Below are 11,820 nucleotides of genomic sequence, written 5' to 3' on the forward strand. Positions count from 1 at the left end.
AAATTTTTCATGATAATGAACCCATCGCGGGCGGTGGTCATCCTGGTGACGGCAGGCGCTGTCTGTCTGCCCCTTGGAATTCTCGTCTACCAGAGTGTTCTGTCCGGCCCGTTCTTCCATGCGGATTCGCATTTCACGCTCGACGCCTTCGGCTTCGTCCTGAGGGATCCGGAGTTCTGGGTTGCCTTGCGGAACTCACTGCTCGTGGCGACGGGCATGCTGGTGGTGGCCCTGCCGCTGGGCGCCTTGCTGGCGCTCCTCGTCGCTCGCACCGACATACCGGGACGCGCTGCTCTGGAGCCGCTCATCCTCGTGCCTATTCTCGTGTCCCCCGTGGTTCTCGCGCTCGGCTACGTCGTCGCGGCCGGCCCGGTGGGCTTTTACACCGTCTGGTCGAAGCAGCTCTTCGGCGTCGCGCCCTGGAACATCTATTCGCCGGTCGCCATTGCCGTGATCGGCGGGCTGAGCCATGTTCCCTACGTCTTCCTGTATGTCTCGACCGCCCTCAAGGGCGTGGGCTCGGATGTCGAGGAGGCCGCGCGGACCACCGGCGCCGGCCCGTTGCGGGTCGCCCTCGACGTCAACCTGCCTCTCGTGGCGCCGGCCCTGATGTTCAGCGCAGTGCTGGTCTTCTTTGCCGGCGTGGAGATGTTCGGCCTCGCCCTCGTTCTGGGCAACTCGAACAATTTCAGCATGCTCGCGGTCTATCTCTATAAGCTGACCACCCGCCTCGGCGTCCCCGCCTATCACCTCATGGCGACGGTCGCCGTGCTGATCGTCCTCCTGACCTTCCCGCTGGTGATGCTGCAGCGGCATTATCTTAAGGTGGCGGACAAGTTCGTGACGGTGCGGGGCAAGGCGGCGCGCCAGAGGCCGCTCACGCTTGGCGCCTGGCGTTATCCCGCCCTGATGCTGGCGCTCGCCTGGCTTGTCGTGACCGTCATCGTGCCGATCTCCGGCATCACGCTGCGCGCATTCGTCACGTATTGGGGGCCGAACGTCAATCTCTTCGACGTGCTGACGCTGGACCAGTTCCGCTTCGTCTTCAGCGAGCCCGTGCTGGTGCGCGGCATTCGCAACAGCGTGCTCATTGGCGTGGTCGGCGGCGGCCTTGCCGTCGCTTGTTATGCAGCGATCGCCTTTGCCGCGCACCGGCGCAATGACGAGTGGACCCATCTAATGGATTATCTGATCCTGGTTCCGCGCGCCATTCCGGGGCTTCTCGCCGGCCTCGCCTTCCTGTGGGTGTTCCTATTCATCAGCCCTCTGGCACCGCTTCGCGCGACGCTTTTCAGCATCTGGCTGGCCTATACGGTGGTCTGGCTTCCCTATGGTGCGCGTCTGGTTTCGAGTTCGCTGGTCCAGGTCGGCAAGGAGTTGGAGGAGGCGGCGGTCAGCATCGGCGCGACCCGCCGGCGGGCGATGTTCGACGTGACCCTGCCCCTCATCCGTGTGGGGCTGCTGACGAGCTGGCTTCTCGTGTTCCTGATGTTCGAACGGGAATACTCGACCGGCGTCTATCTGCTCACATCCGGCACCGAGGTGATCGGCGCTCTTCTTGTCACGCTTTCGGAGACGGGCTCGATGAACCAGGTGGCGGCGCTCGCCGTCATCAATCTCGTCCTGATCGGCATCGGCGTGATTACTGCATTCCGTTTTGGAGTTCGCTTGCATGGGTAATCTGGTTATCACAGATCTTCACGTCAGCTTCGGCGCATTCAAGATATTGAAGGGCGTCTCGCTTGAGGTGGGGCGCGGCGAGGTCGTGGTCCTGCTCGGTCCTTCGGGAAGCGGCAAGACTACGCTGCTGCGGGCGATCGCCGGCCTTGAAGCCCCGCAGCTCGGCTCCATCCGGATCGACGAGAAAGTCCTGTTCCAGGGCGATCGCCGGCTCGATGTTCCCGCGGAGAAACGCGACCTCGGCCTGGTTTTCCAGTCTTATGCCCTCTGGCCGCACCGCAGCGTGTTCGACAATGTCGCCTACGGTCTGAAGCTGCGCGGGGTGGACAAGCTGGAGATAGCGACGCGCACTCATGACGCGCTCAAGGAACTCGGCCTTTCCGGCCTTGCCGAACGTTTCCCGCACCAGCTTTCCGGCGGCCAGCAGCAGCGGGTCGCGATCGCGCGCGCGCTCGTTTACAAGCCGCCGGTTCTCCTCCTCGACGAGCCGCTGTCCAACCTCGACGCCAAGCTCAGGGACGAAGCCAAGGCGTGGCTGCGCAGCCTGATCGTCGATCTGCAGCTGTCGGCGGTCATGGTGACCCACGACCAGGCGGAGGCCATGGCGCTCGCCGACCGGATCATCCTGCTGTCCGACGGGAACGTGGTGCAGCAGGATACGCCGGTCGGCATATACAACAATCCCGCCAACATCTTTTCCGCGGAGTTCTTCGGCACGAACAACCGGATTCTCGGTACGGTCGTCGAAATCCTGGAAGGCGGGCGCACCCGTATTCGCTGCGAGGCCTCCGATATCGAGCTGGTCGGCGAGACGCGCGGAAATTACCGTGTCGGAAGTGCCGTCGTGGCGGTCGTCCGCGCCGAACGCATTCAGGTCGCCGGCGCCGGTAGCGGCCTCAACCGGTTCCCGCTTCCCCTCGCTCATTCCATGTTCGGCGGCAGCCGGTGGGAGCATTTCTTCCGGTTCGGACCCTCGCTGCTGCGTGTCTACGGCGAACGGCAGATTTCCGGCGACGATCACTGGCTGGAAATACAGCCGGAACATCTCTGGATCTTTGATGCCCCCGAGGCCGCTAGCTAGGCGGGTGCGGCCGCCCGGACCAACGAAGAGACCATGACGCAAGACATACTGCGCAGACAGAAGGAAATGAAAATGTCGGACCAATCTCAGTCCCCGGCAGACGCCGATGCGGCGACGGTGGATTTGCCACTCTCGGGCATCAGGGTTCTGGAGTTTTGTCATACGATCATGGGGCCGTCCTGCGGACTGGTCCTGGCTGACCTCGGGGCCGAAGTCATCAAGGTCGAGCCTGCACCCCTGGGAGACCGGACGCGAAACCTGAAAGGGTTCGTCGCGGGCACCTTCGCCTATTTCAACAGGAACAAGAAATCCATCGGCATCGATCTCAAGTCGGAAGAGGGGCGTGCTTTCGCGCACGCGATGATCCGCGATGCCGATGTCCTTGTCGAGAACTATGCTCCGGGCACGGCCGAGCGCATCGGACTGGGCTATGAGGAGGTCTCGAAACTGAATCCCCGCCTGATCTACTGCACGCTCAAGGGCTTCCTGCCCGGCCCCTACGAGACCCGCCCCGCTCTCGACGAGGTTGTCCAGTATATGGCCGGCCTGGCCTATATGACCGGCGAGCCCGGAAAACCCATGCGTGCGGGCGCTTCGATCGTCGATATCCTCGGTGGTGTCTTCGGCGCAATGGCCATTCTCACCGCCCTCAGGCAACGCGACAGGACCGGTCTCGGCGCGAAGGTCGGAAGCGCCCTGTTCGAAACCGCCGCGTTCCTGGTGGGCCAGCATATGGCGGGTGAGGCGGCGACCGGCATACCGGCCAAGCCCATGCCCGTGCGCGGCCGATCGTGGGCCATCTACGAGACGTTTCGCACTGGAGACGATGAAATCGTCTTTGTCGGCATAACAAGCGACCGGCATTGGGCGGCATTCTGCAAGGCGTTCGGCCAGGAGGCGCTTCTCACCGATCCCCGTTATACGACAAATGAAAAGCGCCTTACCGAGCACGGGGCGTTGCAGGCCATCATCGCGGGGATCGCCGCCGGATACAGCCGGCAGGCCTTCATGGACATTCTGGTCGCCAATGCCATTCCCGCCGCACCGGTTGCCACGCCCGGCGACCTCTTCGAAGATCCGCACCTGAACGCCAACAACTGGCTGGTGGAGACTAGCCTGGTGCGCGGCGGCACTGCGAAGCTTCCTAGATTGCCGATGTTCGTCGATGAGCTGGCCTTAGGCATACGCATGCAGCCGCCGACTCTCGGAGAGCACACGCATGAACTTGCAACGCGTCATGGTCTCAGTGACGAGGATGTCAAGAGGCTGCTTAGGGCGCAAATACTCGCATAGCCGAGGGATGGAAGGGCGGTCGATCCTCAGAAAGCATGCTTTGTCATCGTCTACAGCAGGAGTTCTGAAGATCGAGGACTCTGAACTGGTAGCGCTCATCGAGGACATCCAATACGAATTGCCCCGTTAACTTGTGGAGTACCGCCTCAGAAGCCACTCCGATCTTAGGCGAGACTGAAAACGGTCGGAAGGTGACGAAGTCGGCCCCGTCTATATTACCGGAAGTCATCATCTACGATGTTGATTTAACGATGACGCTTCCGTTCACCATGTCGGTGACCAGTGGAATGAATGCGATCGCACATGCCGTCGAGGCTCTTTACGCCCGCGAAACAAATCCCGTGACCTGCTTGATGGCCGAAGAGGGAATTTCCGCCATCGCGGGCGGGTTGCCAGTGCTCCAGCAGGATGCGACGAGCGTTTCGGCGAGAAGCGATGTTCTCTACGGTGCCTGGCTGTGCGGCGTTTGCCTTGGCTCAGTCGGAATGGCGCTGCATCACAAGCTCTGCCACACGCTCGGCGGGATGTTTGATCTTCCCCATGCGCAGCTTCACACGGCGGTCTTGCCACATGTAGTGGCATACAATCGCGCCGCTACGCCCGACGCGATGGCGCGTGTGAATCGAGCGCTTGGCTCCACGGAACCGGCGCGGGGACTCTACGAGCTTTCCAGCCGCCTCGGTGCGACGATGGCGCTCAAGGATCTCGGCATGCGGGAAGATGGCATCGACGCGGCACTTGATCAGGCACTTTCCAATCCATATTGGAATCCTCGTCCACTTCATCGTCAACCACTCCGTGAATTGCTCACTCACGCCTTTCACGGAATTGCGCCGCTCTAATCGCAGCTTGGCCGCCGCATTATGGAGCTTTGCAGACCGAGCCTTCAATGTGGATGACGCACCTTGCTGAGACAACGGTTCAACGCTCACAGCGGAATGGCTCGGCTCACGCCCCGGCAACGCTATGTGGACTTACGTTGTGGCTCCTGCCTTCTAAATCGAAGAGTTCGCCAGTCTTGGGCATGGTGTACATGATCACCGCCGCTCTGCTCGACAGCTCCGGGCCCAATCGAGCTGACATGATGGAACCAGAGGGAGAGGCCCCTTTTGGGCTTTGACGCATATGTGGAACGACCCGGTTGGCAAGGCTTTTGTTGTATCATTCTTCATTTCTCGCGCCGCAATGGTTTCAATAGCTCGGTTCGTTGTTGCCGGCGTTTTCATGGTATTAGAGACTCAACTCGCAATCTCTTCCCGCACCCTTGCAACCTTCTGAGTAAAGTCGGCAAAGAACTGCGCCGCCAGTTTTTTCGCCGTGGAATCGATCAGCCGGCTGCCGAGCTGGGCGATCTTGCCGCCGACCTCGGCCTTGACGACATAGGTGAGCAGGGTCGCATCCGGCCCGTCCTCGGTGAGTGCCACATCCGCGCCGCCCTTGGCGAAGCCGACCATGCCGCCCTTGCCTTCGCCGCTGATCGTGTAGGAATGCGGCGGATCGAGGTTCAGGAGCTGGACCGTGCCCTGGAAGCGCGCCTTCACCGGCCCGACCTTCAGCGCGACGGTCGCCGTCATCTCCGTGTCGGAGGTCTTTTCCAGCGTCTCGCAACCGGGAATGCACTGGCGCAGGATGTCCGGGTCGTTCAGCGCCTGCCAGACGGTCTGCACCGGGGCTTCGATCCGTTCGCTGCCGTTCATGTCCATGAGAAATGTCCTTTCAGGGTGTGGTGGTGTGGCCGCGCTGGTCGCGGCGGCGGATGACGAGAATTTCGGCGAGGATGGACAGGGCGATTTCCTCCGGCGTGATGGCGCCGAGATCGAGCCCCGCCGGCCCCTTGATCCGGTCGAGTCGCTCGGCCGGGATGCCCGCGCGGGACAGATCGGCCTTGAGCGAGGCCATCTTTCGACCGCTTCCGACGAAACCGTAATAATCGGCCTCAAGGGCGAGCGCCGCCTGGAGTGCGGCAAGGTCGCCGCTGCCCTGGGTGGCGACCAGCGCGAAAATCTTGCCGGCCGGCGGTTCGGCGATGGCAAATCCATCCACCACGACATCAGCCATAGGCGGTGCGGCGCGGTCGGCGGCGGGTGCGGCGAGCGTGACGTGGAAGCCGAGCAGGGCGGCCTGTTCCACCACGGCGATTGCGACGGGGCTCGCCCCGAAGACGACGAGCGCGGGGCGCGGCAGCACCGGCTCGATGAAGATGTCCATCGTGCCCTTGCTGGGGCACATGTTGGCGGAGAACTGGATGCCCTCGCGCAATTCGCCCGCCGTAACGCCATGTTCGGCCAGAAGCTCCTTCGGCTGCACCGAGATCAGCCGCGCCTTGCCGTCTATCAGCGCCTGGCGGGCGGCGCGCAGCACCGCGCCGCGCGCGCAGCCGCCGCCGATCCAGCCGGCGACGATCGTACCGTCCGGGCGGATCACCGCCTTGGCGCCGGCCTTGGCCGCGGTTACCGAGACGGTGCGCACGACGGTCGCCAGCACGAAGGCCTCCTCGGCGGATTTGAGGCGGTTGGCGAGATCCATCACATCGACATGGGCGTTCATCGCGACCTCCCTCAGAGTTTCGCAAGATAGGGTTCGAGCGCCGCAAGGCTTTCGAGCGTATTGGCCGGCGCATGCAGGTCGACGAACGGCAGCGCGGCGCGGATGCCGGCCGCCTCCGGCGCATAGCCGTCCCAGCCCATCATCGGGTTCAGCCAGGCAATACGCCGGCAGCGGCGGCGCAGCGCCGCCATCTCCCGAGCCAGCTGCGCGGCATCGCCCGTCTCGTAGCCGTCCGAGACGATCATCACGCAGGTGCGCGAATGGATGACGCGGGCGGCATGCCAGCGGTTGAAGGTGGCGAGGCATTCGCCGATGCGCGTGCCGCCGCCGGCGCCCTCCGCCATCATCGAAAGCCGGTCGAGGGCGCGTTGCGCATCGCGCTCCTTCATGGCGTCGGAGACATGGGCGAGCCGGGTGTGGAAGAGGAAGGCCTCCGACTCGCGAAAGGCATCGAGCACGCCATGCATGAAGCGCAGGAAGAGCCCCGTATAGGGCGTCATCGAGCCGGAGGCGTCGAGCAGCATGACGAGGCGCAGCGGCTTTTCCTTGCGCCGGCGCCGGACGAGATCCAGCGGCACGCCGCCATGGCCGATATTGCCGTGGATCGTGCGGCGCAGGTCGATGCGGTAGCCGCGCCGGCGGGCGAGATCGCGGCGGGTGAGCCGCGTGCGCATCGCCCGCGCGAGATCGGCGGCGATGTCATGCGCCCGCGCCATATCCGCCGGATCGGAGAGTTTCCTGAGGTCGATGCCGGAGAGCGCCTCGACCGCGGAGGCGCCCTCCATCCGGCTTTCGCCGCTGCTCTGGGCCTCCCCGCCATCGGCAGGAGCCTGATCCGACACCGTGCCGCCCTTCGCCCCGCCGCCCTCCAGCGCTTCAAGGCCGGAGCCGGCATGTCCCGAAACCGCGCTCCGGCTGCGCACGCGTTTTCCCAGCCAGAAGGCATCGAAAATGCCGTCGAACCGTTCCCATTCGCTGCGGCGGGCGGAAAACAGATGCTTCAGGGCGGAGCGCAGCAGGCCGGGCTTTTCCGCATAGCCGGCGGCTATCAGCGCCGCGGCATCCCGGCCCTCGCCGAGCCCGACCGAAAAACCGTTGTCGCGCAGCGTCCTCAGGAAGGCCGACAGTTTTTCTGCGACGAGGCGGCCGACCGCGCTCGATTCCTCCGGGGTCAACGGTGTGCCGCAACAGCTCATGCCACCCTCCCCAACAGGCGCTCGGTGACCTCTCGGCGGAAGCGCGCCTTGTCCTCGCGGGTCTTGAGCAGGCAGGCCAGCGTCTCGTGCACCGCTTCGGGATCGTCCTTCAGGTCGGCGATATCGAGGCCGACGAGCACCGCCGCCCAGTCCAGCGTTTCGGCGACGCCCGGCACCTTGCGCAGGTCCTCCTTGCGGATGTTCTCGACCATGCGCGCGATCTGCAGGGCGAGCGCCGCGCCGGCCCCATCGACGCGGGCGAGGATGATACGCGCCTCGCGCTCGACATCGGGATAGTCGATATGGTGATAGAGGCAGCGCCGCCGGAGCGCGTCGGAAAGCTCGCGCGTGCCGTTCGAGGTCAGCACGACATGCGGGATCGTCACCGCGGTGATCGTGCCGAGTTCGGGAATCGAGACCTGGAAATCGGAGAGTAGTTCCAGCAAAAAAGCTTCGAATTCCTCGTCGGCCCGGTCGATCTCGTCGATCAGCAGCACCGGCGCCTTCTGCCGGCGGATGGCGGCGAGCAGCGGGCGTTCCATCAGGTATTTTTCGGAGAAGACCGCGTCTTCCAGCCCGCCGGCCGCCTCGCCCTGCCGGGCCTGGATGGCCAGCAGCTGGCGCTGGTAGTTCCATTCGTAGAGTGCAGCCGACTGGTCCAGCCCTTCATAGCATTGCAGCCGGATCAGCTCCGTCTCGTGCACCGATGCGATGGCATAGGCGACCGCCGTCTTACCGACGCCGGCCTCGCCTTCGAGCAGCAGGGGGCGGGAGAGCATCTGCATCAGCGAGAGGGCGACCGACAGGTCGCGGTCGGCGATGTAGCCGGCGCTCGCCAAACGCTCGCCGATTTCGGGGCGGGAGAGCGTGTTCATGTCGTGGCCCCATCCGTCGCATGGCGGGAGGGCCGCCCCTCATCCGCCTGCCGGCACCTTCTCCCCGCAAGCGGGGAGAAGGAGAACGATGCACCGTTTTCCCTAAACAAGATGAAGGAAGGCCAAGCCTCCTGCCCCTTCTCCCCGCTTGCGGGGAGAAGGTCGCGGCAGCGGGATGAGGGGCGAAACCTGCGCATCAGACCAATCCTACACCGCGCCGAGCGTCTTCGCCGCCTGCCAGTTGCGCCAGAAATCGTGCGGCATCTGGATATGCGTCGATCCCAGGAACGAGAAGGCGTCGTTGACGGCATTGGAGAAGGCCGGCACGCCGCCGACATTCGGGCTTTCCCCGACACCCTTGGCGCCGATCGGGTGATGCGGCGAGGGCGTAACGGTGAAGTCGGTCTCCCAATGGGGCGTTTCCACCGCCGTCGGCAGGAAGAAATCCATGAAGGAGCCGGTCACCACATTGCCGTTCTCGTCGTAGCGGATCTCCTGGCCCATGGCGATGGCGAAGGCTTCCGTCAGCCCGCCATGCACCTGCCCCTCGATTATCATCGGGTTGATGCGCGTGCCGCAATCGTCGAGCGCATAGAAGCGGCGCACCTTGTAGACGCCGGTGTCGACGTCGATATCCATGACGCAGAGATAGGCGCCGAAGGGATAGGTCATGTTCGGCGGATCGTAATAGCTCACCGCCTCCAGGCCCGGCTCCATGCCGGGCGGCGGCGCATTGTAGGCGATCCAGCAGATGTCCTTCATGCCGAGGAATTTTTCCGGCAGGCCCTTCACGCGAAAACCGTCGATATCCCATTCGAGGTCATCCTCGTGCACCTCCAGCCGGTAGGCGGCGATCATCTGTGCCTTGGCCTTCACCTTGCGCGCCGCCATGGCGATGGCAGCACCCGCGACGGGCGTGGAGCGCGAGCCGTAGGTGCCGAGCCCGTAGGGTGCGGTGTCGGTGTTGCCTTCCTCCACCATGATATCGTCGGCGGGAATGCCGATCTCCGTGGCGATGATCTGCGCCCAGGTCGTCTCGTGCCCCTGGCCCTGGCTTTTCGTGCCCATGCGGGCGATGCCGGCGCCGGTCGGGTGGAGCCGGATCTCGCAACTGTCGAACATGGCGATGCCGAGGATGTCGCAGTTCTTCGAGGGGCCGGCGCCGACGATCTCGGTGAAGAAGGAAATGCCGAGGCCCATGATCTCGCGGGTCTCGCCGCGCTGGAAGGCCGCGCGCTTTTCCGCCTGCTCGCGGCGCAGGCCGGCATAGTCCACCACCTCCATCATCTTCTTCATGGCGGTGTGGTAGTCGCCGGAATCATATTCCCAGCCGAGCGCCGAGTGATAGGGGAACTGCTCCTGGCGGATGAAATTCTTCAGCCGCAACTCGGCCGGGTCCATGCCGAGCTTCTGCGCGAGGATATCCATCGCCCGCTCGATGCAATAGGCCGCCTCCGTCACCCGGAAGGAACAGCGATAGGCGACGCCGCCCGGCGCCTTGTTGGTATAGACGCCGTCGACCGCGAGATGGGCGGTGGGGAAATCATAGGAGCCGGTAACGATGTTGAAGAAGCCGGCCGGCCATTTCGACGGGTCGGCGCAGGCATCGAAGGCGCCGTGGTCGGCGAGCACATGGACGCGCAGGCCGGTGACCTTGCCCTCCTTCGTCGCGGCGATCTCGGTCGTCATGTGGTAGTCGCGGGCAAAGGAGGTGGCGCAAAGATTCTCGATGCGGTCCTCGACCCATTTGACCGGCCGCCCCGTGACGATCGAGGCGACGGCGGCGCAGATATAGCCCGGATAGGCGCCGACCTTGTTGCCGAAACCGCCGCCGATATCCGGCGCGATCACATGGATCTTGTGCTCGGGGATTTTCGCGATCAGCGCCACGACGGTGCGGATGACGTGCGGCGCCTGGAAGGTGCCGTAGATCGTCAGTTCCCCCTTCACCTTGTCGAACGAACACAGGCACTGGCATGTCTCCAGCGGCGAGGGATGGGTGCGGTGATAGGAGATCATCTCCTTGATCGTCACCTCCGCCTTGCGGAAGGCGGCATCCGTCAGGTCCCTGTCGCCGACGGTCCATTCAAAGATGTGGTTGTGGTGTCTTCGCGGGCCGTGCGCGCCTTCCGTCTTGCCTTCGAGGTCCTCGCGCAGCACCGGTGCATCCGCGTCCATGGCGTGGAACGGATCGACGAGGACCGGCAAGGCCTCGTACTCCACCTCGACGGCGTTGATGCCGTCATCGGCCGCATAACGGTCGGTGGCGACGACGAAAGCGACTTCCTGGTTCTGGAACAGCACCTTGCCGTCCGCCAGCACCATCTGCACGTCGCCGGCCAGCGTCGGCATCCAGGCGAGGTTGACGCCCTTCAGGTCCTCCGCCGTCAGCACGGCGAGCACGCCCGGCACCTTCAGCGCCTTCTCCTTGTCGATCGATTTGATGCGGGCATGGGGATGCGGCGAGCGGACGAAATCGCCGTGCAGCATACCGGGCAGCTTGACGTCGTCGACATAGTTGCCCTTGCCTTGGGTGAACCGGATATCCTCGACGCGCTTGCGCTTGCAGCCCATGCCTTCGAGTTTGGCCTCGCGCTCGGCGCGCGTGATGGTCATGTCGTTCATTCCGCAGCCTCCCTGAACTCCGTGCCGTTGACCTTGGCGGCAGCGTATTGGATCGCCTTGACGATGTTCTGGTAGCCGGTGCAGCGACAGAGATTGCCGGCGATGCCGAAGCGGATCTCCTCTTCGCTCGGGTTGGGATTTTCCTTCAGCAGCCGGTGGGCGCGCACGATCATGCCGGGCGTACAGAAACCGCATTGCAGCCCGTGCATCTGGCGGAAACCCTCCTGGAGGGCCGAAAGCGTGCCGTCCGCATTGGCGATGCCTTCGATGGTGGTAACCTCGCAGCCTTCGGCCTGCACGGCGAAGACGGTGCAGCTTTTCACCGACATGCCGTCGAGATCGATGGTGCAAGCGCCGCAATGGGTGGTCTCGCAGCCGATATGGGTGCCGGTCAGGGCGAGATTTTCGCGGATGAAATGCACGAGCAGCGTGCGCGGCTCGACAAGGCCCTCGACCTCGCTGCCGTTCACCCGCATCGTCACATGGGTCTTTGCCATCGTTTCCTCCCTAGAGTTTTTACGCA

Annotated in this window: 9 protein-coding genes and 1 pseudogene; 4 read left to right on the top strand and 6 right to left on the bottom strand. The window is 64.0% G+C overall.

Going from position 1 to position 11,820, the window contains the following annotated elements:
* Nucleotides 1-9: 9 nt before the first annotated feature.
* The 4 genes and pseudogenes from WMC41_RS04485 to WMC41_RS04500 all read left to right on the top strand — a co-directional run.
* On the top strand, nt 10-1,680 hold the full coding sequence (locus tag WMC41_RS04485; protein WP_432347137.1) for an ABC transporter permease: 1,671 nt from the start codon (nt 10-12) through the stop codon (nt 1,678-1,680).
* The gene (locus WMC41_RS04490) at nt 1,673-2,761 is read left to right on the top strand and encodes an ABC transporter ATP-binding protein (RefSeq protein WP_432347138.1); all 1,089 of its coding nucleotides are present in this window, start codon (nt 1,673-1,675) and stop codon (nt 2,759-2,761) included. The genes WMC41_RS04485 and WMC41_RS04490 overlap by 8 nt, the downstream gene beginning before the upstream one ends.
* A gap of 33 nt (nt 2,762-2,794) precedes the next feature.
* Nucleotides 2,795-4,054: a CaiB/BaiF CoA transferase family protein gene (locus WMC41_RS04495; RefSeq protein WP_432347139.1), complete on the top strand. Its 1,260-nt coding sequence runs from the start codon at nt 2,795-2,797 to the stop codon at nt 4,052-4,054.
* Nucleotides 4,055-4,200: 146 nt separating this feature from the next.
* Nucleotides 4,201-4,896 (top strand): annotated as a pseudogene (locus tag WMC41_RS04500) (maleylacetate reductase); the annotation flags it as partial.
* 396 nt (nt 4,897-5,292) lie between these two features.
* On the opposite strand, the gene WMC41_RS04505 reads toward WMC41_RS04500, so the two are convergent.
* The 6 genes from WMC41_RS04505 to WMC41_RS04530 all read right to left on the bottom strand — a co-directional run bounded on the left by WMC41_RS04505 (nt 5,293) and on the right by WMC41_RS04530 (nt 11,794).
* Nucleotides 5,293-5,757, bottom strand: coding sequence for an SRPBCC family protein (locus tag WMC41_RS04505; RefSeq protein ID WP_432347140.1), 465 nt, complete (start codon nt 5,755-5,757; stop codon nt 5,293-5,295).
* Nucleotides 5,758-5,770: 13 nt separating this feature from the next.
* Nucleotides 5,771-6,601, bottom strand: coding sequence for an XdhC family protein (locus tag WMC41_RS04510; RefSeq protein ID WP_432347141.1), 831 nt, complete (start codon nt 6,599-6,601; stop codon nt 5,771-5,773).
* 11 nt (nt 6,602-6,612) lie between these two features.
* Nucleotides 6,613-7,797, bottom strand: coding sequence for a vWA domain-containing protein (locus tag WMC41_RS04515; protein ID WP_432347142.1), 1,185 nt, complete (start codon nt 7,795-7,797; stop codon nt 6,613-6,615).
* Nucleotides 7,794-8,672 carry an AAA family ATPase gene (locus tag WMC41_RS04520; protein ID WP_272804745.1) on the bottom strand — a complete coding sequence of 293 codons (879 nt, stop codon included), beginning with the start codon at nt 8,670-8,672 and terminating at the stop codon, nt 7,794-7,796. Before WMC41_RS04520 ends, WMC41_RS04515 begins: the two co-directional genes overlap by 4 nt.
* 207 nt (nt 8,673-8,879) lie before the next feature.
* Nucleotides 8,880-11,297 (bottom strand): aerobic carbon-monoxide dehydrogenase large subunit, encoded by a 2,418-nt coding sequence (locus WMC41_RS04525; RefSeq protein WP_432347143.1) that lies wholly within the window; start codon nt 11,295-11,297, stop codon nt 8,880-8,882.
* On the bottom strand, nt 11,294-11,794 hold the full coding sequence (locus tag WMC41_RS04530; RefSeq protein WP_432347144.1) for a (2Fe-2S)-binding protein: 501 nt from the start codon (nt 11,792-11,794) through the stop codon (nt 11,294-11,296). The genes WMC41_RS04525 and WMC41_RS04530 overlap by 4 nt, the downstream gene beginning before the upstream one ends.
* Nucleotides 11,795-11,820 lie beyond the last annotated feature (26 nt).

Origin of the sequence: Shinella yambaruensis (assembly GCF_050859155.1) — a bacterium.
GTDB lineage: Bacteria > Pseudomonadota > Alphaproteobacteria > Rhizobiales > Rhizobiaceae > Shinella > Shinella yambaruensis.